Origin of the sequence: Streptococcus thalassemiae (genome assembly GCF_903645285.1) — a bacterium.
In the GTDB taxonomy this organism is placed as follows: Bacteria; Bacillota; Bacilli; order Lactobacillales; family Streptococcaceae; genus Streptococcus; species Streptococcus thalassemiae.
In genome coordinates this window covers 165,917-188,587 of sequence record NZ_CAHJXN010000004.1, presented here as the reverse complement: position 1 = coordinate 188,587, position 22,671 = coordinate 165,917, and the positions used below count along the sequence as shown (strand labels likewise).

The following is a 22,671-nucleotide window of genomic DNA, read 5'->3' as shown; positions in this document are numbered from 1 at the left end:
CATGGAAACTGCATTAATTAGTGTCATTGTGCCAGTCTATAATGTGGCGCAGTACCTAGAAAAATCGATAGCTTCCATTCAGAAGCAGACTTATCAAAATCTGGAAATTATTCTTGTTGATGATGGTGCAACAGATGAGAGTGGTCGCTTGTGTGATTCAATCGCTGAACAAGATGATAGGGTGTCAGTGCTTCATAAAAAGAACGAAGGATTGTCACAAGCACGAAACGATGGAATGAAACAGGCTCACGGAGATTATCTGATTTTTATTGATTCAGATGATTATATCCATCCAGCAATGATTCAGAGCTTATATGAGCAATTAATTCAAGAAGATGCGAATGTTTCGAGCTGTGGTGTCATGAATGTCTATGCTAATGATGAAAGCCCACAGTCAGCCAATCAGGATGACTATTTTGTCTGTGATTCTCAAACATTTTTAAGGGAATACCTCATAGGTGAAAAAATACCTGGAACGATCTGCAATAAGCTAATCAAGAGAGAGATTGCAACTGCCCTATCCTTTCCAAAGGGATTGATTTACGAAGATGCCTATTATCATTTTGATTTGATCAAGTTGGCCAAGAAGTATGTGGTTAATACCAAACCCTATTATTACTATTTCCATAGAGGGGATAGCATTACGACCAAACCCTATGCAGAGAAGGATTTAGCCTATATTGATATCTACCAAAAGTTTTATAATGAAGTTATGAAAAACTATCCTGATTTGAAAGAGGTTGCTTTTTTCAGATTGGCCTATGCCCACTTCTTTATTCTGGATAAGATGTTGCTAGATGATCAGTATAAACAGTTTGAAGCCTATTCTCAGATTCATCGCTTTTTAAAAGGCCATGCCCTTGCTATTGCTAGAAATCCAATTTTTCGTAAGGGGAGAAGAATTAGTGCTCTGGCTCTATTCATAAACATTTCCTTATACCGATTCTTATTACTGAAAAATATTGAAAAATCTAAAAAATTACATTAGAACGGGGGTGAGCAAGTGATTGATGGAAAACGATTATTATTTAGTTTGACCATAGTCAGTTATGCCTTGACGCTAGTAAGTGGAATTGTGTATCTGTTTAATAATAACAATGTTAGCTTGCTTTCTACTTTGTTGTTCTTACTGGTTAGTAGCTTAATTGCTTGTTGGAATGATATCAAGTATTATTTAATCCATTTTATTTTCTATTTAACTATTTTTGTCTTTCTGGTATCAAGACCGACCATTGATTATTTTAGGGATGGAGCTTTGGATACCTATCATCCCATAGCCTATCGTTTTGCCTTTATAGTCGTCATGGTTTCGATTCTGGGCTTGACCACAGGAGGCGTCCTGGCTCGTTACTTCATAGCTAGGAAGAAAATAAAAGTACCAAATATAGGAAATTCTCTAAAAGAGGTTTATACCAAGAGGTTGCGCTTTGTTTCGCTAGGAGTTTTTCTTCTCACCTATCCTTTCTATTTCATTCGGTTATTCGAACGGCTCCTGTATCGCTTGCAGACTTCCTACTATGCCTACTATGCAAATTTTGAAAGTAAACTGCCTTATTTTACCTACATTTTGTCTACCTTTACGGTCTACGCAATGTGTATGTATCTGGCAACCAAGCCAAAGAAATTGCAGGCCACAGCAGTGCTTGTCTCCTTTATTGCAGCCAATACTATTCATTTGGCAATCGGGACACGAAATCCCTTTATTTTAAGTATTTTATTTGCTTTTGTTTATTACTTTATGCGGGAGCAAACTGAAAAGGGAAAATGGATTGGGTTTAAAGAAAAGTTAGCAATTTTTGTAGGTTCTCCTATTCTCATGTTAGCGATGGGAGTGCTCAATTATGTGCGGGATAATGTCCAAGTTTCCCATACAGGTTTCTGGGATATCTTACTTGACTTTATCTATAAACAAGGGACTAGTTTTGGTGTTTTGGCTAGAGGTTTTCTATTTAACAGTAGCCTCCCTTACCGAGATTTCCGTAATTTTACTTTTGGTCCTGTTATTGATTATTTTGCAAGGGGGAGTTTGGGGGCCATTTTCGGAGGAAAAGCCTTTGAGCATACAACCAATAGTGTGGAATTGGCTATTGATAGTAATAGTTATGCCCACAATCTATCCTATCTTGTTTTGAACAAGGAATATTTGAAAGGACATGGTATCGGAAGTAGTTATATCATGGAGTTATATACAGACTATGGTATGATAGGAGTCTTTCTACTTAGTCTCTTGCTAGGTATGTTATTCATAGCCATGCTGCAAGTAGCCTATCGTTCAAGAACAATCCTATTTGCCTTGTCCCTACTCATCTTGAATAATTTATTCTTTATGCCAAGAAGTAGCTTTTCAGAAAGTTTCTTCAATCTATTTACAATGCAATTCTGGGGAATTGTTCTTGTGATTATATTTGTAGCAAAAATGCTTACAAAAGAAAACCAGTATCTACTAAACAAAGGAGAAAAAAATCATGTTTGAACATTATTCAGTAGCTGATTTATTTGCAAATCTTTACAAAAAACGAAAAGCAAATATTTTAGCTCTCATCGCTTTATTTGCTCTCATTGCTGTACCATTTACCATTAAAGCAGTTAGGAATAAAAATACTGTCAAAGACACAACAAGTTATTCAACTTATCTTAGCTATAAAATCACTCCTCCAGAAGACTCAGCCAAAACGATTTTGAATCATCAAATTGGTGGTTATAGTGATTTTTATGGGAAATTGATTGATGGGAATTTGAATGGAGCTTATCTTTTCAATGATGTAGAACCCAGTGAGTTGAAAAAAATTGCCAGTGAATTAGACACGACAGAAACAACCTTGAAAAATTCAACGAATGACTATTGGTGGAAAAAATTGACCGTCTACTATATGATTGACGATGCAGGGGTCGGTGTGAAAATTTTGACACCAAGTAAAGATGTCAATGACTTGTTAGAGCGAAAAATTGATGGATTGATTGAGAAATTTAAACACACTTTTGCAAATGTAAAAATTGAAAAATTGGAAACCATCAACTCTAAAGAATTGAATGCAAATGGTGAGACAGCGCTTGGATTGAATGTGAAGAATTTGATTCTCCGTTTAGCTGTTATTGGAGTAGTCTGTGTGATTTTGGTTGTGATGGGAAATGTATTGGTTTATCTCTTTAACCCAACAATCAATAGAGCAGGTGATTTTTCTCAGTATCAAATTGATTTTGTAACAGAGATTACAACAATTGCTAACCTAGCAGATGTCTTGTCATACAAAAATGCTGGACAAGAATTAACAATCGTTAGCTCAAACAAAGCTATCCTAGATAAATTGAAACAAAATCAAGAGTCTTTAAAAGGAATGCATTTTGTCGATTTACAAGATGTGCCATCGCTTTTGGAAAGAGATACAGTCCTTCTTGTTGAAGAGTACGGAGTGACTCGTTATAAGAAGTTTGAGCAAAGTCTTCAAATTCTCAGAAACTTAAATCGTTCTATCCTCGGTGTAGCAACTTTTAAATTATAAGCATTCTGATGTATCAGGTCTTCAAAGTCGGACAAGAAGTTTGATTTTGAAGGCTTTTTCTATCTGTCTGTAGAAATTTTCTTTTATACTCAATGAAAATCAAAAAGCAAACTAGGAAGCTAGCCGCAGGTTGCTCAAAGCACCGCTTTGAGGTTGTAGATAAAGCTGACGTGGTTTGAAGAGATTTTCGAAGAGTATTAGAGTCTTCTACAGAAGTTACCCTAGGGAAAATCTATCCCGACAGAGGAGCCTTCTTTTGATAAAATCGTAAAAATCTAGTATAATAGATAGAACTGAAAGTATGAGGTTACTAGCAATGAAAATGAAACAAATTAGTGATACAACTTTGAAAATCACGATGTCTTTAGAGGATTTGATGGATCGTGGCATGGAGATTGCTGACTTTCTCGTTCCTCAAGAAAAAACAGAAGAGTTCTTTTATGCTATCTTGGATGAGTTAGAGATGCCTGATAGCTTTTTGGATACAGGTATGTTGAGCTTCCGTGTGACTCCAAAACCTGATAAGGTTGATGTTTTTGTAACCAAATCAAAGATTGACCAAAATCTAGATTTTGAAGACTTATCGGATTTGCCAGATATGGAAGAATTGGCTCAAATGTCGCCAGATGAATTTATCAAAACCTTGGAAAAAAGCATTGCGGACAAAACCAAGGATGATATCGAAGCGATTCAATCTCTAGAGCAAGTCGAAACCAAGGAAGAAGAGCAGGAACAGGCTGAACAAGAAGCTGAGAGCAAGAAAGAACCTTACATCTACTACATCCTTTCTTTTGCTAAGTTGGCTGACTTGGTGGCTTTTGCCCAGACAGTGACTTTTGAGATGGAAACTTCTGAACTCTACAAAATGAACGAGCGCTATTATTTGACCATTTTAGTGGATATTGAAAATCATCCAAGTCCATATCCAGCTTGGCTGTTGGCTCGTATGCGCGAGTTTGCGGACGATAGTGACATCAGTCGCTCAGTCTTGCAAGAGTATGGCCAAGTCTTGATGAATCACGATGCAGTGATCAATCTGCAAAAAATCGGATAATCATTTCTGGAAAGCTATTTTCAGATTTTAAGGAGAGCGAATCGTCTGATTCGTTTTTTCTTTTTATACTGAAATAGTGATTTACTATGATAGGAATTTTCACAAAATTCTGTTATAATGGCTATATTAGAAAATTTCGAGGAGACAAACATGACAGTTAAAATTGCTTTACTAGGATTTGGTACCGTTGCAAGCGGCGTGCCTTTCCTCCTAAAGGAAAATGGAGAAAAAATCAATCAATCAGCACATTCAGAGATTGAAGTTGCTAAGGTATTGGTCAAGGATGAAGATGAAAAGAATCGCTTACTTGCAGCAGGAAATGACTTTAACTTTGTAACCAATGTGGATGACATTTTATCAGACCAAGACATTACCATCGTAGTGGAATTGATGGGTCGTATCGAACCTGCTAAGACCTTTATCACTCGTGCCTTGGAGGCTGGCAAACACGTTGTTACTGCTAACAAGGACCTTTTGGCTGTCCATGGTGCAGAATTGTTAGAAATCGCTCAAGCTAACAAGGTAGCACTTTACTATGAAGCAGCAGTAGCTGGTGGGATTCCAATTCTTCGCACTCTAGCAAATTCCTTGGCTTCTGATAAAATCACGCGCGTGCTTGGAGTAGTTAACGGAACTTCTAACTTCATGATGACCAAGATGGTGGAAGAAGGCTGGTCTTATGATGATGCTCTTGCGGAAGCGCAAAGACTTGGTTTTGCAGAAAGCGATCCGACAAATGACGTAGATGGGATTGATGCAGCCTACAAGATGGTTATTTTGAGCCAATTTGCCTTTGGCATGAAGGTTGCCTTTGATGATGTAGCCCACAAGGGAATCCGCAATATCACACCAGAAGACGTAGCTGTAGCTCAAGACTTGGGTTATGTAGTGAAATTGGTTGGCTCTATCGAGGAAACTCCTTCAGGAATTGCTGCAGAAGTGACTCCAACCTTCCTTCCTAAAGCGCATCCACTTGCCAGTGTGAATGGAGTGATGAACGCTGTCTTTGTAGAATCTATCGGTATTGGTGAGTCTATGTACTACGGACCAGGTGCTGGTCAAAAACCAACTGCAACAAGTGTGGTGGCGGATATTGTCCGTATCGTTCGTCGCCTGAATGATGGTACCATTGGCAAAGACTTCAACGAATATAGCCGTGACTTGGTCTTGGCAAATCCAGAGGATGTCAAAGCAAATTACTACTTCTCAATCTTGGCTCCAGACTCAAAAGGTCAGGTCTTGAAATTGGCTGAAATCTTCAACGCTCAAGATATTTCCTTCAAGCAAATCCTCCAAGATGGCAAAGAAGGTGATAAGGCGCGTGTTGTGATCATTACACATAAGATCAATAAAGCCCAGCTTGAAAATGTCTCAGCTGAATTGAAGAAGATTTCAGAATTCGACCTCTTGAATACCTTCAAGGTGCTAGGAGAATAAGATGAAGATTATTGTACCTGCAACCAGTGCCAATATCGGGCCAGGTTTTGACTCTGTCGGTGTAGCTGTAACCAAGTATCTTCAAATCGAGATCTGCGAAGAACGAGAAGAGTGGTTGATTGAACACCAGATTGGCAAATGGATACCACATGATGAGCGTAATCTCTTGCTCAAAATCGCTTTACAAATTGTGCCAGACTTGCAACCAAGACGTTTGAAAATGAACAGTGATGTTCCCTTGGCGCGTGGTTTGGGTTCTTCTAGCTCGGTTATTGTGGCTGGGATTGAACTAGCCAACCAATTGGGGCAACTCAACTTATCAGACCATGAAAAATTGCAGTTAGCGACCAAGATTGAAGGACATCCTGACAATGTGGCTCCAGCCATTTATGGTAATCTCGTTATTGCAAGTTCCGTTGATGGACAAGTTTCAGCTATTGTAGCAGACTTCCCAGAATGTGATTTTCTAGCCTACATTCCAAACTATGAATTGCGTACTCGAGACAGCCGTGGCGTCTTGCCTAAGAAATTGTCTTACAAGGAAGCTGTTGCAGCTAGTTCTATCGCCAATGTCGCGGTTGCAGCCTTGTTGGCAGGAGACATGGTGACCGCTGGGCAAGCAATCGAGGGAGACCTCTTCCACGAGCGCTATCGTCAGGACTTGGTGAGAGAATTTGCGACGATTAAGCAAGTGGCCAAAGAAAATGGTGCCTATGCAACCTACCTCTCTGGTGCTGGGCCTACAGTTATGGTTTTGGCTTCTCATGATAAGATGCCAATGATTAAGGCAGAATTGGAAAAGCAACCCTTCAAAGGAAAACTGCATGACTTGAAAGTTGATACCCAAGGTGTCCGTGTAGAAGCAAAATAAAGAATAGCAGATAGGATGGGGAAACTCTCGACCAGAGGGCTTCCTATCCTTTTTTTGAAAAGAAGTTTATACTCAATGAAAATCAAAGTGCAAATTAGGAAGCTAGCCGCAGGCTGCTCAAAACACTGTTTTGAGGTTGTGGATAGAACTGACGAAGTTAGCTCAAAATACTGTTTTGAGGTTGCAGATGTAAGCTGACGTGATTTGAAGAGATTTTCGAAGAATATTAGTTAAAAACGTGATAAAGGAGAAATAAAGATGGCAGAAATTTATCTAGCAGGTGGTTGTTTTTGGGGCCTAGAGGAGTATTTTTCACGCATTTCTGGTGTATTAGCAACCAGTGTTGGCTACGCTAATGGACAAGTCGAAACGACCAATTACCAGTTGCTCAAGGAAACAGACCATGCAGAAACGGTTCAAGTGATTTATGATGAGAAGACAGTGTCACTCAGAGAGATTTTACTTTATTATTTCCGTGTTATTGATCCATTATCAATCAATCAACAAGGGAATGACCGTGGACGTCAGTATCGGACTGGTATATATTACCAGGATGAAGCAGACTTGCCAGCTATCTACACAGTGGTGCAGGAGCAGGAGCGCATGCTTGGGCGAAAGATTGCAGTAGAGGTGGATAAACTTCGCCACTACATTCTGGCTGAAGATTATCACCAAGACTATCTTAAGAAGAATCCTTCAGGTTACTGTCATATTGATGTGACTGATGCTGAGAAGCCATTGATTGACGCAGCAAATTATGAAAAACCTAGTCAAGAGGTGTTAAAGGAAAGCTTAACTGAAGAATCCTATCGTGTTACCCAAGAAGCTGCTACAGAGGCTCCATTTACCAATGCCTATGACCAAACCTTTGAAGAGGGAATTTATGTAGACATCACGACGGGTGAGCCACTCTTTTTTGCCAAGGATAAGTTTGCCTCAGGTTGTGGTTGGCCAAGTTTTAGCCGTCCGATTTCCAAGGAATTGATTCATTATTACAAGGATCTCAGCCATGGAATGGAGCGAATCGAGGTTCGTTCTCGGTCAGGCAATGCTCACTTGGGTCATGTTTTCACAGATGGACCGCGGGAGTTAGGCGGCCTCCGTTACTGTATCAATTCGGCTTCCTTGCGTTTTGTAGCCAAGGATGAGATGGAAGAGGAAGGATATGGCTATCTATTGCCATACTTAAACAAATAAAATTGAGAGGGTGGGTGCTTCCCACTTTCTTCATTTCCAGAATACGAATAGAAGGGATTTATGAAACACCTATTATCTTACTTCAAACCCTACATTAAGGAATCAATTTTAGCCCCCTTGTTCAAGCTGTTGGAAGCTGTTTTTGAGCTCTTGGTTCCCATGGTGATTGCTGGGATTGTTGACCAATCCTTGCCCCAGAAAAATCAAGGACATCTCTGGATGCAGATTGGTCTGCTCCTTATCTTTGCAGTGATTGGAGTTTTAGTGGCCTTGGTAGCTCAGTTCTACTCGGCTAAGGCTGCGGTTGGATTTGCCAAAGAACTGACAGGTGACCTCTATCGCCATATTCTTTCCTTGCCCAAGGACAGCAGAGACCGTTTGACAACTTCTAGCTTGGTCACTCGCTTGACTTCGGACACCTACCAGATTCAGACTGGTATCAATCAATTCCTGCGTCTCTTTTTGCGAGCGCCCATTATCGTTTTTGGTGCCATTTTTATGGCTTATCGAATCTCAGATGAGCTGACTCTCTGGTTCTTGGTCATGGTTATCATTTTGACCGTCGTCATTGTAGGCCTTTCTCGGTTGGTCAATCCTCTCTACAGTGTTCTCAGAAAGAAAACGGATCAACTGGTTCAGGAAACACGTCAGCAATTACAAGGCATGCGAGTTATTCGTGCTTTTGGGCAAGAAAAACGAGAGTTACAGATTTTTCAAACCCTTAATCAAGTTTATGCCAAATTACAAGAAAAGACAGGTTTCTGGTCCAGTTTATTAACCCCTCTGACCTATCTGATTGTCAATGGAACCCTCCTCGTTATCATCTGGCAGGGCTATATTTCAATTCAAGGAGGTTTACTCAGTCAAGGTGCCCTCATCGCCCTTATCAACTACCTCTTGCAAATCTTGGTGGAATTGGTTAAGCTCGCCATGCTGATCAATTCCCTCAACCAGTCCTATATCTCAGCCAAGCGAATCGAGGAAGTCTTTGCCGAAGCTCCAGAAGACATCCATTCAGAATTAGAACAAAAGCAAGCTACCAGTGATCAGGTTTTACAAGTCCAAGAGCTGACTTTTACCTATCCTGATTCGGCCCAGCCATCTCTGAGAGGCATTTCCTTTGATATGAAGCAAGGGCAAATCCTTGGTATTATTGGGGGAACGGGTTCTGGTAAATCAAGCTTGGTGCAACTCTTACTTGGACTTTATCCAGTAGACAAGGGGAACATTGACCTTTATCAAAATGGACGTAGTCCTCTTAATTTGGAGCAGTGGCGGTCTTGGATTGCCTATGTACCTCAAAAGGTCGAACTCTTTAAAGGAACCATTCGTTCCAACTTGACTCTAGGTTTACATCAAGAAGTAACGGACCAAGAACTCTGGCAGGCCTTAGAAATTGCGCAAGCTAAGGATTTTGTCAGTGATAAGGAAGGACTCTTGGATGCCCTAGTTGAGGCAGGAGGGCGAAATTTCTCGGGCGGTCAAAAACAAAGGCTGTCTATCGCACGAGCAGTCTTGCGCCAGGCTCCGTTTCTCATCCTAGATGATGCTACCTCGGCCCTCGACACTATTACCGAGTCTAAGCTCTTGAAAGCTATCCGAGAAAATCTGCCAAATACAAGTTTAATCTTGATCTCTCAACGAACCTCGACTTTACAGATGGCTGACCAGATTCTCCTCTTGGAAAAAGGTGAGCTCCTAGCTATCGGCAAGCATGAGGACTTGATGAAATCCAGTCAAGTCTATCGCGAAATCAATGCATCCCAAAATGGAAAGGAGGACTAGCATGAGACGACAAACTGCAAATCAAACACTCACACGTTTGGCCAAAGATTTAGCAAGTCATCCTTTCCTCCTTTTCCTAGCCTTTCTAGGAACTATTGCCCAAGTTGCCTTATCAATCTACCTACCTATTCTGATTGGGCAGGTCATTGACCAGGTCCTAGTGGCTGGTTCTTCACCAGTTTTTTGGCAGATTTTCATTCAAATGATTTTGGTGGTAATAGGAAATACTCTGGTACAATGGGCCAATCCTCTCCTCTATAATCGTCTAATCTTCTCTTATACCAGAGATTTACGGGAGCGAATCATCCATAAGCTCCATCGTTTACCGATTGCCTTTGTAGATAGGCAAGGTAGTGGAGAGATGGTTAGTCGTGTAACCACGGACATCGAACAGTTGGCAGCTGGCTTGACCATGATTTTTAACCAATTTTTCATTGGCATCTTGATGATTTTGGTTAGTATTCTAGCCATGCTGCAAATTCACCTCCTCATGACCCTCTTGGTCTTGCTGTTGACGCCACTGTCTATGGTGATTTCACGCTTTATTGCCAAACGCTCTTATCATCTCTTCCAGAAGCAAACAGAGACCAGGGGGATTCAGACTCAGTTGATTGAAGAATCTCTTAGCCAGCAAACCATTATCCAGTCATTTAATGCTCAGGCAGAATTTATCCAAAGGCTGCGTGAGGCTAATGACAACTATGCAGGTTATTCGCAGTCAGCTATCTTTTATTCTTCAACGGTTAATCCTTCGACTCGCTTTGTCAATGCGCTCATTTATGCGCTTTTAGCTGGAGTGGGTGCTTATCGTATCATGATGGGTTCCACCTTGACCATTGGGCGTTTAGTGACTTTTTTGAACTATGTTCAGCAGTATACCAAGCCCTTTAATGATATTTCTTCTGTTTTAGCCGAGTTGCAAAGTGCTCTCGCTTGTGCAGAGCGCGTCTATGCTGTCTTAGAAAGTCATGAGGTTGCTGAAACAGGTAAGAAAGTTTTGACTAGTGACCAAGTCAAGGGAGCTATTTCCTTTAAACATGTTTCTTTTGGCTACCATCCTGAGAAGATCTTGATTAAGGATTTATCTATTGATATTCCAGCTGCTAGCAAGGTGGCTATCGTTGGTCCGACAGGTGCTGGAAAATCAACTCTTATCAATCTTCTCATGCGTTTTTATCCCATTAGCTCGGGAGATATCTTGCTGGATGGGAAATCCATTTATGATTATAGTCGTGCCTCTTTACGCCAGCAGTTTGGCATGGTGCTCCAAGAAACCTGGCTCAAGCAAGGAACTATTCATGATAATATTGCCTTTGGAAATCCTGAAGCCAGTCGGGAGCAGGTGATTGCTGCTGCCAAAGCAGCCAATGCAGACTTTTTCATCCAACAGTTGCCGCAGGGATACGATACCAAGTTGGAAAATGCAGGAGAACCTCTCTCTGTTGGTCAAGCTCAGCTCTTGACCATTGCCCGAGTCTTTTTAGCTATTCCAAAGATTCTCATTTTAGACGAGGCGACTTCCTCAATCGATACACGGACAGAGGTGCTGGTACAGGATGCCTTTGCCAAACTCATGAAGGGGCGTACTAGCTTTATCATCGCTCACCGCTTGTCTACCATTCAGGATGCGGATTTGATTCTCGTCTTGGTGGATGGTGACATTGTTGAGTATGGGAACCATCAGGACCTTATGGCTCGAAAGGGCAAGTATTATCAAATGCAGCAAGCTGCAGCTTTTAGCTCTGAATAAGCCTTTCTAATTTCGAACTCTTATAGATAAAAAAAGTTGCCTTCGGGTGACTTTTTTGTTACAATAGCTAGAAAAATTGTTCACTGTAATACTCCATGAAAATCAAAGAACAAACTAGGAAGTTAGCCGTAGGTTGTTCAAAGCACTGCTTTGAGGTTGTAGATAGAACTGACGAAGTTAGTAACCATACATACGGCAAGGTGAAGCTGATGTGGTTTGAAGAGATTTTAGAAGAGTATAAATTGTCTTTTAGAAAAGGAACCTAGAATGAAAGTCTTTCAGCATGTAAATATCGTGACTTGTGACCAAGATTTCCATGTTTATTTGGATGGAATCTTAGCAGTTAAGGATTCTCAAATCGTCTATGTCGGTCAAGAGAATCCAGAGATTTTAGAGCAAGCTGAGCAGATTATAGACTATCAGGGAGCTTGGATCATGCCTGGATTGGTCAATTGCCACACCCATTCTGCTATGACAGGCTTGCGAGGAATTCGGGATGACAGCAATCTCCATGAATGGCTCAATGACTATATTTGGCCTGCAGAAGCTGAGTTTACTCCAGACATGACTACCAAGGCGGTCAAAGAAGCGCTGACAGAAATGCTCCAGTCAGGAACAACAACCTTCAACGATATGTATAATCCCAATGGAGTGGAGATTGAGCAGATTTATCAGGCAGTCAAGGCTTCCAAGATACGTTGTTATTTCTCACCGACCCTCTTTTCTTCAGAGACAGAAACAATTGATGAGACCATAAGCAGAACACGATCTATTATCGAGACAATCATAGGATATGAAAATCCAAATTTCAAGGTGATGGTGGCACCACATTCTCCCTACAGCTGTAGTAGAGACTTGCTGGAAGCGAGCCTGGAAATGGCAAAAGAGTTGGATATCCCCATCCATATCCATGTTGCGGAGACCAAGGAGGAGTCAGGAATTATCCTGAAACGATATGGTAAACGCCCCCTCACTTTTCTCGAAGAACTGGGGTATTTAGATCATCCGTCTGTCTTTGCTCACGGGGTCGAATTAAACGAGCGAGAAATTGAACGCTTGGCAACTTCTCACGTGGCTATTGCCCACAATCCTATCAGTAACCTCAAATTGGCATCAGGGATTGCTCCAATCATCCAGCTCCAAAAAGCAGGAGTGGCAGTAGGAATTGCGACAGATTCAGTTGCTTCCAATAACAATCTTGATATGTTTGAGGAAGGACGGACAGCCGCTCTCCTACAGAAAATGAAGAGTGAGGATGCTAGCCAATTCCCAATCGAAACAGCCCTCAAGGCACTAACAATCGAAGGGGCTAAGGTCCTAGGGATGGAAGAACAGATAGGAAGTCTGGAAGTAGGTAAACAGGCAGATTTTCTTGTTATTCAACCACAAGGGAAAATTCATCTCCAACCCCAAGAAAATATGCTCTCTCACCTAGTTTATGCTGTCAAATCTAGTGATGTTGATGATGTCTATATTGCCGGAGAACAAGTTGTTAAGCAAGGTCAAGTCCTGACAGTAGAACTTTAAAAGAAAAATCACGAAAAATTTTAAAAAAAGTTTGCAAAAATCTTGCATTCTTTTTTTAACTATGCTATACTTATATACGGTTTGAAAAAACTGCCTAAGACAGTAGGGGAGCTCGACTCATAAGGATCCTACCGAGGACAAAACGTATCATGTAAAAAGAAGCGTATTGTACTTTCGTGTCTAGGTTTGGGCGCGTTTTTCTTTTGGAAAAATTCCCCAAGCAAAATAATTACGGAGGTGAACACACTAATGAGTGAAGCAATTATTGCTAAAAAAGCGGAACTAGTTGACGTAGTAGCTGAAAAAATGAAAGCTGCTGCATCTATCGTCGTTGTTGACGCTCGTGGTTTGACAGTTGAGCAAGATACAGTTCTTCGTCGTGAGCTTCGTGGAAGCGAAGTTGAGTATAAAGTTATTAAAAACTCAATCTTGCGTCGTGCAGCTGAAAAAGCTGGTCTTGAAGATCTTGCATCTGTATTCGTTGGACCATCTGCAGTAGCATTTTCTAACGAAGATGTTATCGCACCAGCGAAAATCTTGAACGACTTTTCTAAAAACGCTGAAGCACTTGAAATCAAAGGTGGTGCAATCGAAGGCGCTGTCGCATCTAAAGAAGAGATTCTTGCACTTGCAACTCTTCCAAACCGCGAAGGACTTCTTTCTATGCTCCTTTCTGTACTTCAAGCGCCAGTGCGCAACGTTGCTCTTGCAGTCAAAGCGGTTGCAGACAACAAAGAAGACGCAGCTTAATCTTAAGCTACGCAGCGTAGCCTAGCTACGAAAATCTATCATAAATTTAAAACATATTTGGAGGAAATAACAATGGCATTGAACATTGAAAACATTATTGCTGAAATTAAAGAAGCTTCAATCCTTGAATTGAACGACCTTGTAAAAGCTATCGAAGAAGAATTTGGTGTAACTGCAGCTGCTCCTGTAGCTGTTGCTGCAGCTGGTGCTGCTGACGCTGGTGCTGCTAAAGATTCATTCGACGTTGAATTGACATCTGCAGGCGACAAAAAAGTTGGCGTTATCAAAGTTGTACGTGAAATCACAGGTCTTGGTCTTAAAGAAGCTAAAGAACTTGTTGACGGTGCACCAGCACTTGTTAAAGAAGGCGTTGCAACTGCAGAAGCTGAAGAAATCAAAGCTAAATTGGAAGAAGCTGGAGCTTCAGTTACTCTTAAATAATAGAGCAACTACATTAGTAGCTTAAAAACATGATTAAACCGCTATTCTTAGGAGTAGCGGTTTTTCTTTTTGTTCAAGAAGGGGCAAAAAAGGGCTCTTTGTCAACTGTAGTGGGTTGAAGAAAAGCTAAGCTCGAGAAAGGACAAATTTCGTCCTTTCTTTTTTGATGTTCAGAGCGATAAAAATCCGTTTTTTGAAGTTTTCAAAGTTTCGAAAACCAAAGGCATTGCGCTTGATAAGTTTGATGAGATTATTGGTCGCTTCCAGTTTGGCGTTAGAATAGTGTAGTTGAAGGGCGTTGACAATCTTTTCTTTATCTTTAAGGAAGGTTTTAAAAACAGTCTGAAAAATAGGATGAACCTGCTTAAGATTGTCCTCAATAAGTCCGAAAAATTTCTCCGGTTCCTTATTCTGAAAGTGAAAAAGCAAGAGCTGATAGAGCTGATAGTGGTGTTTCAAGTCTTGTGAATAGCTCAAAAGCTTGTCAAGAATCTCTTTATTGGTTAAGTGCATACGAAAAGTAGGGCGATAAAATCGCTTATCACTGAGTTTACGGCTATCCTGTTGAATGAGTTTCCAGTAGCGCTTGATAGCCTTGTATTCATGGGATTTTCGCTCAAATTGCTTCATGATTTGAACACGCACACGACTCATAGCACGGCTTAGATGTTGTACAATGTGGAAGCGATCTAGAACGATTTTGGCACACGGAAAAAGCTGTTTAGCCAAGTCATAGTAAGGGCTAAACATATCCATAGTAATGATTTTGACGCGACATCGGACGGCTCTATCATATTTAAGAAAGTGATCTCGGATGACAGTTTGTGTTTTACCTTCAAGAACAGTGATGATATCGAGCTTTTTAAAATCTTGCGCAATAAAGCTCATCTTTCCTTTTGTAAAGGCATATTCGTCCCAAGACATAATCTCAGGCAGATTTCTACAATTACACTCAAAATGGAAGTCATTGAGCTTTCGAATGACAGTTGAAGTTGAAATGACCAGCTGATGGGCAATATCGGTCATAGAAATCTTTTCAATCAACTTTTGCGCAATTTTTTGGTTGATGATACGAGGGATTTTGTGATTTTTCTTTACTAGAGGAGTCTCAGCGACCGCCATCTTAGAGCACTGATAGCACTTAAAACGACGCTTTCTAAGGAGGATTCTGGTAGGCATACCAGTCGTTTCAAGGTAAGGAATTTTCGACGGTTTTTGAAAGTCATATTTCTTCATTTGACTTCCACACTCAGGACAAGATGGAGCTTCATAGTCCAGTTTGGCGATGATTTCCTTGTGTGTATCCTTATTGATGATGCCTAGAAACTGGATATTAGGGTCTTTAATATTGAGTAGTTTTATGATAAAATGTAATTGTTCCATATGATTCTTTCTAATGAGTTGTTTTGTCGCTTTTCATTATAGGTCATATGGAACTTTTTTTCTACACAAAAATAGGCTCCATAATATCCATAGGGGATTTACCCACTACAAATATTATAGAGCCCAAAAAAGTTGGCGAGTAAGTCATACTCAATGAAAATCAAAGTGCAAACTAGGAAACTAGCCGCAGGTTGCTCAAAACACAGTTTTGAGGTTGTAGATAATACTGACGAAGTCAGTGACCATATCTACGGTAAGACGACGCTGACGTGGTTTGAAGAGATTTTCGAAAAGTATAAAATAGATTGAATTTAGAATAGTCCACCGAGTTTTATAAAACATTGTTAGAAATTGGTTTGAATTCCGAAATCAATTTGTTTGGTTTTTATTTCATTTAATTAGAATTTCCCAACTGTCTAAACTCAACATAAAAATCCCCAATCGTAGTGATTGAGGAAATAAATCTTAAACAATACCTTGGGCAATCATGGCATTTGCTACATTTTCAAATGCAGCAATGTTTGCTCCTGCAAGATAGTCTTTATCAAGACCATATGTTTCTGAAGTTATTTTAGCTGTGTTGAAGATATTCGTCATGATGTCTTTGAGACGTCCATCAACTTCTTCACGAGTCCATGAGAGGCGAAGACTGTTTTGGCTCATTTCAAGGGCTGAAACGGCTACACCACCAGCATTGGCAGCTTTGGCAGGTCCGTAGAAGATACCATTTTCTTTGTAAACTTTGATGGCATCAAGGTCGCTTGGCATGTTGGCACCTTCAGATACACAGATAACGCCTTGAGCTACTATACGTTTAGCTGCTTCACCGTTGATTTCGTTTTGAGTAGCACATGGAAGAGCGATGTCATAGTTTCCAGCGTAAGTCCATACAGAACCTTCATGATAAGTAGCAGTTGCTTTCTCAGCTGCATACTCAGTCAAACGGGCGCGACGTTTTTCTTTAACATCAACCAAAAGATCAAAGTCAATACCGTTTTCATCGATAACATAGCCGTTTGAGTCAGAAACAGAAATAACAGTTGCACCGAGTTCAGTTGCTTTTTGAAGAGCATATTGAGCAACGTTACCAGAACCTGAAATGACCACTTTCTTACCAGCAAAGTTATTACCGTTAGCTTTGAGCATTTTTTCAGTGTAATAAACCAAACCGTAACCAGTTGCTTCTGGACGGATCAAGCTACCACCAAATCCAAGAGGTTTACCAGTCAAGACACCAGCATCAAATTGGTTAAGACGCTTGTATTGACCGTAAAGATAACCAATTTCACGTCCACCTACACCGATATCACCAGCAGGTACGTCAAGTGATGGCCCAATGTATTTTTGCAATTCAGTCATGAAGCTTTGGCAGAAGCGCATCACTTCAGCATCTGTTTTACCTTTAGGATCGAAGTCTGATCCACCTTTACCTCCACCGATAGGAAGTCCAGTTAAGACATTTTTAAAGATTTGTTCAAATCCGAGGAATTTCAAGATCCCTTGGTTTACAGTTGGGTGGAAACGAAGTCCGCCTTTGTATGGTCCAACAGCTGAGTTGAATTGAACACGGTAGCCACGGTTTACTTGAACTTTTCCATCACGGTCAACCCAAGGAACACGGAAAGAAATCACGCGCTCAGGCTCAGTAATACGTGCCAAGATATTTTCTTCGATATACTCAGGGTGTTTTTCAAATACAGGTTCTAAAGTGTTGAAAAATTCTTCAACAGCTTGGAGGAATTCAGCCTCGTGCCCGTTACGAGCTTTTACAGTTTCAAACACGCTTTGGATATATTCTTTAGCAGATGTCATATCGTTCTCCTTTTATTGTCATATTTTATTACATGAGTCATTATAGCAGAATTTTTTTTCACTGTAAAGAAAAAAACAGAAATTTTCTAAAAATTCTTTCAATTCAGTTTTTGGGATTTTTTGAAAATAGATAAAAAAACGAACGTTTTTCTTGTAAATATCTTTCTCAAAGAGAAAATCTTAAAGTATGCTATAAGAAAAGAAAATGTTTAGCAATTCAGAAATCACTTGTTAATTTATCCGTGATATGTTAGATTTGCCAGCAAAACTATGACCATTTTGGAGGAAAGCAATATTTACATCCCCTTATTCAGGGCAGGATTTTCTATACAAGTATAGATGTCTTGCTGGAGTTGGATCATGGAACCCAAGCGGTTATTGTGATTTAGAACTATCATCGGAATTTTTTCATTAGACTTGTTCGGTAACCATAAAGTACTATACTATTCATGAACAAGATCCAGAAAAAGTAGCCTTATTTCTGAAAAATTTTAATAGTTTAAAGCACTTAGCACCTGTTTATATTGATGAAACAGGATTCGATACTTATTTTTATCGAGAGTATGGTCGCTCTTTAAAAGGTCAGATAATAAGAGGTAAAGTATCTGGAAGAAGATATCAGAGGATTTCTTTGGTTGCAGGGCTCACAAATGGTGAGTTAATCGCTCCAATGACCTACGAAGAGAGGATGACGAGCGACTTTTTTGAAGCTTGGTTTCAGAAGTTTCTCTTACCAACATTAAATACACCCTCAGTTATTATTATGGATAATGTAAGATTCCATAGAATGGATAAGATAGAACTCTTGTGTGAAGAGTTTGGGCATAAACTTTTACCTCTTCCTCCCTACTCACCTGAGTACAATCCTATTGAGAAAACATAGGCTCATATCAAAAAGCACCTCAAAAAGGTATGAGCAACTTGCAGTACTTTTTACGAGGTGCTTTTGTCTTGTTCTTGTTTCAGTTTGTTATAAACGCCTAAGATAAGAGCTATACTAGGTAAATAAAAATCTCTATACTATCTGAAAGTGAAGATTACTCACTGTGAGATAGTATAGAGTCTTTTTGTTGTAGTTAAATTATACTACCCACTCACCGTTGGCATTGACACGATAGCCGTCAGGGGTCGTCGTATTGATTGCTAAGGCTCCAGAGCTATAGGCATAGTACCATTTGCCAGATACTTTCATCCAGCCTGTTTTCATAGCACCTGAATCTTGAAGGTAGTACCAGCTACCGTTATCTTTGAGCCAACCAGTCTTCATAGCGCCTGAACCGTCGAGATAGTACCAGCTACCGTCTTTTACCCAGCCTGTTTGCATCCAGCCAGAGTTGTCAAAGCGATACCAAGTTCTATTTATTTTTTCCCATCCATTACTCGTGTATGAGCCGTCATTGTGTTTAAACCACCAACGTCCGTTTGATTGAATCCAACTTCCGAAGTATTGAGAATGATTGAACCAACTTCTTAGTCGATTAAGAAATTCGGCAGGGTCATTGGTCTCATCGTCTAGTTTCTGACTTGAATTTGTATTTGCAGTTTTGGTTTTATGAGTTCCGATAGCCTTCAAGTCTTTGTCAAAAAGATTCGCCTTAGTCGCAAATGTTTGAATCTGAGAAGAATTTGCTTCTGTGTATTGAATGGCTTTTCCATAACTACCAGCTAGTTCTTCAGAGCCACCAGATGCTGTTCCGAGACTTTGTGCAACAGTAATCCATCCATTTTGAGTGGCAGGGTTTTCAAAGGCTGCAAGCCCCATATAGGTCAGTTTTGGATCAATTAAGGATTTATAGTGTCCAGTTTGACCTGTAACACTGACACCACTACGAGATTTAACATAATCGGCTTTTTCATCATACCATTGCTGGATGGCCTTCATAAATCCGTCATAGTTCCAAGCCAAATTTTCTGAAAGGGAGAAATTTCCTGCAGGCCAGGAAGTCCAAATATCTTTGCTAGACAAGCGTGTGTGATCAATGGTGATCGAAGCTTCTGCTGCACGAACGAAGGCTGTTTTTTCTAGTGCAGTTGACCATTTGATGGGAACATAGCTAGTAACTAGACCTTCATCTGCCGCCTCTTTTCGAATGGCATTGATACGGTCTAAGATAGCTTGTTTATCTGGCGTTAAGAAAGTCCCTTCAATACCAACTAGAGTAGTACCAGAAGAAGCACTAGTGACCTCAGAGTTTAAGATATTGTAGGATTGACCATTGATTGCTTGAGTGGAAACCAGCCTATCATTAGCAGCTACTGATTGTGATGTAAGAGTTCCAGCTCCTAACAAGGAAAGTACTAAAACTGTAGCAAGTGTGAACTTTTTAGTTTTATTGTTCATTTTGTGTCCTCCTATTTTTATTATAACATCTCTACTGGGCAGAGTAAACTAAAATTCGGTATAGCTAGGGACTAGATTTATTTTAAATTTAGATGTTTGCAAAAATTTTTCTTAAATTTGGTGTATAATATAAATAGATGATTTTAATGAATCTACTCGACTTGTTCGATAACTATCTGAAGCGAGATTAGGTGTTCAGAGATTGAATTTTTAAGGTTCCCACTTAGCCATGCTTTTTAGGTTTTACATATTTAAATAAGCTAAACACTCCATGACATCATATAAATTATAGTTTAGAGGATGTAGAACAACTCTTCTTTCATCAAGGAAGTAAAATAACTCAATAATACAGGGATTCCATTCCCCTAGAAAGGTTAAATAAATGAAATCATATAAGAAATTTACGATTCTTGCTCTAGCTCTTCTTGGATTTACTAGCCAAACAGTTCTAGCTAATGATACTAGTCATCCTACGAATAACTCTATCGGTAGTTCCACTACTAGCTCTGCAAATGCTTCTCAAGCAGTTACAGAAAACCAGCCAACGACCCCTAGTTCGAGTAAGCAGGAGACAAAGCCAACTCTTCCTACTGAGTCTAAGCTACAAACTGGTTGGGTAAAAGAAGATGGGAAGTGGACTTATTATAGTCAAACGGGTGTCAAATTTACAGATACTCTCTATGAGGGCTACCTATTTGATAAGAATGGTTACTTACTTGAAAATAGCTGGTATCAGATGGCTAACAAGTGGTACTACGCCAATGGCTCAGGAAAATATCTGTCTAACCAATGGAGTCAAATCAATGGTAAATGGTATGCATTTGATCAAAATGGTGTCATGATGGCTAATACCTGGAAGGGAAATTATTACCTGAAATCCAGTGGGGCTATGGCAGACAAAGAATGGGTGTACGATCCTAACTACTCTAGCTGGTTTTATCTCAAGTCAGGTGGGCACTATGCTGAACAGCAATGGGTTGGCTCTTACTATCTAAAATCTGGTGGCTACATGGCTCACAAAGAGTGGATTTATGATCAAGATTATAAAGCTTGGTATTATCTTAAAGAAGATGGCGTTTATGTCACTGGAACTTATACTATTGATGGAAGTAGTCATTTTTTCAAAGATAATGGTAAATGGGTGCAAGAACTTCCAAAAGGATTTGAAAAGGGGCGCTATAGTAAGACTATTTTCCTAGATCCTGGGCATGGTGGACGTGATTCGGGCGCTTACTATTATGGAATAGCTGAAAAAGATTTGAATCTACAGGTCTCTCGTAAATTACGGAAACGTTTAGAAGAACTTGGCTATACAGTTTTAACATCTCGTGATAGTGATGTGGATGTTGACTTTGTGACAGAGCGTTCTCGTATGGTAAATAAGACGAATGCAGACTTCTTTATTAGTATTCATTTTAACGCTACTGGGAATGACACAACACTGAATCTGGGAATACAGACTTATTCTTATAAGGAAGATGCAGGTTACCCGAGCAAGATTAACCAGTACTGGCATAATAATCCAGACCGTATAAGTGAAAGTAATCGTTTGGCCGCTGACCTTCATTCATCACTCTTGACCGAGACAGGAGCTAGGGATGCTGGACTTCTGCAAGCCACCTTCGCTGTTCTTCGTGAGACTGCGAAACCTGCTGTGTTATTAGAGTTGGGTTATATGGATAATTCAGAAGAAAACCAACGAATCCGTAGTGACCAATACCAAGATAAGTTAGTTGAAGGCATTATTAAAGGAATTCAAAAATATTACGCTGGAAATTAAGAAACTAGATCAAACTAAGCTTTGGAGATTGTCCTAGGCTTAGTTTTTTGCATTTGTAATGCTATTCATAACATTAAATTGTCTGAAAATTTATTGAAAAATGAGTGAAAACATGCTATAATGAAACGTAAAATTAATTCAGGTATCCTGAACCAATAGGAGTATACAATGAAAAAACTAGGTTTTGTCCTTTTATCTTCAGCCTTGCTATTGACAGCATGTGCAGTCCGTTTTGAAAAATCAACCGAGACAAATGATTCATCTAAGGTGACAGCCTTGTCTGAAGACAAGCAGAAAATGCTTGATAAGGCCACTGCTGACTATAAGATTTTTGTGCAAGAGCAAATCGATAAACTGTTGACAGATACAGAAGGCTTTGTCAAACTGTTGAAAGAAGGTAAGTTAGAAGAAGCCAAAAAGGTTTATCCACTGATTCGTATGTCTTATGAGCGTTCAGAACCAATTGCCGAGAGTTTTGGTGAGTCAGATGTAAAAATTGACTTCCGTTTGGCAGACTACATGGACGAAAACAAGACTGAAGAAGGATGGTCTGGTTTCCACCGTATTGAGCGTATCCTTTGGGAAGACAATACAACTAAAGGAACTGAAAGCTACGGCGATCAGTTGGTAAATGATATCAAGGAATTGAAAGCCAAGATTGCAACTGTTGATGTGGACTACAAGGTTATGCTGACTGGAGCAGTTGACTTGCTTAACGAAGTAGCGACAAGCAAGATTACAGGTGAAGAGGAAATTTATTCTCACACAGACCTGTATGACTTCCGTGCCAATATCGAAGGTGCTGAGAAGATTTTCCAACTCTTTAAACCTTTACTTGAAAAATCAGACGCTAACCTAGTTAAAGAATTGGAAGCAGACTTCAAGTCTGTCAATAGTTTGTTGGATAAACACATGACAGATAAGGAACACTACAAACTCTATACTGATTTGACAAAAGAAGATACCAAAGAATTGTCAGAAGCTGTGACAAAACTTGGTGAGCCTCTATCACAAATGGGTAAATTTCTTAGTGGAGAATAAGA

At 39.9% G+C, this 22,671-nt stretch carries 20 protein-coding genes, 1 pseudogene and 1 other annotated feature; of the genes and pseudogenes, 18 read left to right on the top strand and 3 right to left on the bottom strand.

Annotation, left to right across the window (positions count from 1 at the left end):
- Position 1: 1 nt before the first annotated feature.
- The 14 genes from HWX15_RS08465 (at position 2) to rplL (ending at position 14,312) form a co-directional block, all read left to right on the top strand.
- Positions 2 to 988: a glycosyltransferase family 2 protein gene (locus HWX15_RS08465; protein ID WP_175880848.1), complete on the top strand. Its 987-nt coding sequence runs from the start codon at positions 2 to 4 to the stop codon at positions 986 to 988.
- Between the two features lie 15 nt (positions 989 to 1,003).
- Positions 1,004 to 2,473, top strand: coding sequence for an O-antigen polysaccharide polymerase Wzy family protein (locus HWX15_RS08460; RefSeq protein ID WP_175880847.1), 1,470 nt, complete (start codon positions 1,004 to 1,006; stop codon positions 2,471 to 2,473).
- Positions 2,466 to 3,500, top strand: coding sequence for a teichoic acid biosynthesis protein TarQ (gene tarQ, locus HWX15_RS08455; protein ID WP_175880846.1), 1,035 nt, complete (start codon positions 2,466 to 2,468; stop codon positions 3,498 to 3,500). The genes HWX15_RS08460 and tarQ overlap by 8 nt, the downstream gene beginning before the upstream one ends.
- A gap of 316 nt (positions 3,501 to 3,816) precedes the next feature.
- Complete coding sequence (gene mecA / locus HWX15_RS08450; RefSeq protein ID WP_175880845.1) at positions 3,817 to 4,554, top strand: adaptor protein MecA; 738 nt, start codon at positions 3,817 to 3,819, stop codon at positions 4,552 to 4,554.
- 150 nt (positions 4,555 to 4,704) lie between these two features.
- Positions 4,705 to 5,991 carry a homoserine dehydrogenase gene (locus tag HWX15_RS08445; RefSeq protein ID WP_175880844.1) on the top strand — a complete coding sequence of 429 codons (1,287 nt, stop codon included), beginning with the start codon at positions 4,705 to 4,707 and terminating at the stop codon, positions 5,989 to 5,991.
- 1 nt (position 5,992) lies between these two features.
- Entirely contained in the window at positions 5,993 to 6,862 is an 870-nt protein-coding gene (thrB, locus tag HWX15_RS08440) for a homoserine kinase (RefSeq protein WP_175880843.1), read from the top strand.
- Between the two features lie 75 nt (positions 6,863 to 6,937).
- Entirely contained in the window at positions 6,938 to 7,060 is a 123-nt protein-coding gene (locus tag HWX15_RS10205; protein WP_303048056.1) for a hypothetical protein, read from the top strand.
- 60 nt (positions 7,061 to 7,120) lie between these two features.
- Entirely contained in the window at positions 7,121 to 8,059 is a 939-nt protein-coding gene (msrB, locus tag HWX15_RS08435; protein ID WP_175880842.1) for a peptide-methionine (R)-S-oxide reductase MsrB, read from the top strand.
- Between the two features lie 60 nt (positions 8,060 to 8,119).
- On the top strand, positions 8,120 to 9,844 hold the full coding sequence (locus HWX15_RS08430; RefSeq protein WP_175880841.1) for an ABC transporter ATP-binding protein: 1,725 nt from the start codon (positions 8,120 to 8,122) through the stop codon (positions 9,842 to 9,844).
- Between the two features lies 1 nt (position 9,845).
- Complete coding sequence (locus HWX15_RS08425) at positions 9,846 to 11,594, top strand: ABC transporter ATP-binding protein (protein WP_175880840.1); 1,749 nt, start codon at positions 9,846 to 9,848, stop codon at positions 11,592 to 11,594.
- A gap of 95 nt (positions 11,595 to 11,689) precedes the next feature.
- The gene (locus HWX15_RS10060) at positions 11,690 to 11,860 is read left to right on the top strand and encodes a hypothetical protein (RefSeq protein WP_254867371.1); all 171 of its coding nucleotides are present in this window, start codon (positions 11,690 to 11,692) and stop codon (positions 11,858 to 11,860) included.
- Between the two features lies 1 nt (position 11,861).
- Entirely contained in the window at positions 11,862 to 13,121 is a 1,260-nt protein-coding gene (locus HWX15_RS08415) for a TRZ/ATZ family protein (RefSeq protein ID WP_175880839.1), read from the top strand.
- Positions 13,122 to 13,196: 75 nt separating this feature from the next.
- Positions 13,197 to 13,332: a sequence feature (ribosomal protein L10 leader region), on the top strand.
- A gap of 38 nt (positions 13,333 to 13,370) precedes the next feature.
- Positions 13,371 to 13,871 (top strand): 50S ribosomal protein L10, encoded by a 501-nt coding sequence (gene rplJ, locus HWX15_RS08410; protein WP_001287277.1) that lies wholly within the window; start codon positions 13,371 to 13,373, stop codon positions 13,869 to 13,871.
- A 72-nt stretch (positions 13,872 to 13,943) separates the two neighbouring features.
- A complete protein-coding gene (gene rplL, locus HWX15_RS08405; protein ID WP_001196965.1) occupies positions 13,944 to 14,312 on the top strand; it encodes a 50S ribosomal protein L7/L12 in 369 nt (122 codons plus the stop codon).
- 126 nt (positions 14,313 to 14,438) lie between these two features.
- Here rplL and HWX15_RS08400 read toward each other — a convergent pair whose 3' ends face one another.
- On the bottom strand, positions 14,439 to 15,695 hold the full coding sequence (locus tag HWX15_RS08400; RefSeq protein ID WP_175880838.1) for an ISL3 family transposase: 1,257 nt from the start codon (positions 15,693 to 15,695) through the stop codon (positions 14,439 to 14,441).
- 153 nt (positions 15,696 to 15,848) lie between these two features.
- Here HWX15_RS08400 and HWX15_RS10055 point away from each other — a divergent pair, with 153 nt between their 5' ends.
- Positions 15,849 to 16,004: a hypothetical protein gene (locus HWX15_RS10055; protein WP_254867370.1), complete on the top strand. Its 156-nt coding sequence runs from the start codon at positions 15,849 to 15,851 to the stop codon at positions 16,002 to 16,004.
- Between the two features lie 156 nt (positions 16,005 to 16,160).
- Here the strand turns inward: HWX15_RS10055 and gdhA are convergent, their stop codons facing one another.
- Positions 16,161 to 17,507 (bottom strand): NADP-specific glutamate dehydrogenase, encoded by a 1,347-nt coding sequence (gene gdhA, locus HWX15_RS08390; RefSeq protein ID WP_175880837.1) that lies wholly within the window; start codon positions 17,505 to 17,507, stop codon positions 16,161 to 16,163.
- 433 nt (positions 17,508 to 17,940) lie between these two features.
- On the opposite strand from gdhA, the pseudogene HWX15_RS08385 reads away from it, so the two are divergent.
- Positions 17,941 to 18,423 (top strand): annotated as a pseudogene (locus HWX15_RS08385) (transposase); the annotation flags it as partial.
- A gap of 165 nt (positions 18,424 to 18,588) precedes the next feature.
- Here the strand turns inward: HWX15_RS08385 and HWX15_RS08380 are convergent.
- Positions 18,589 to 19,848 carry an N-acetylmuramoyl-L-alanine amidase family protein gene (locus HWX15_RS08380; RefSeq protein WP_175880836.1) on the bottom strand — a complete coding sequence of 420 codons (1,260 nt, stop codon included), beginning with the start codon at positions 19,846 to 19,848 and terminating at the stop codon, positions 18,589 to 18,591.
- 382 nt (positions 19,849 to 20,230) lie between these two features.
- Between HWX15_RS08380 and HWX15_RS08375 the strand changes: the two genes are divergently transcribed.
- Entirely contained in the window at positions 20,231 to 21,628 is a 1,398-nt protein-coding gene (locus HWX15_RS08375) for an N-acetylmuramoyl-L-alanine amidase (protein WP_175880835.1), read from the top strand.
- Positions 21,629 to 21,796: 168 nt separating this feature from the next.
- A complete protein-coding gene (efeO, locus tag HWX15_RS08370) occupies positions 21,797 to 22,669 on the top strand; it encodes an iron uptake system protein EfeO (RefSeq protein WP_175880834.1) in 873 nt (290 codons plus the stop codon).
- Positions 22,670 to 22,671: the final 2 nt, after the last annotated feature.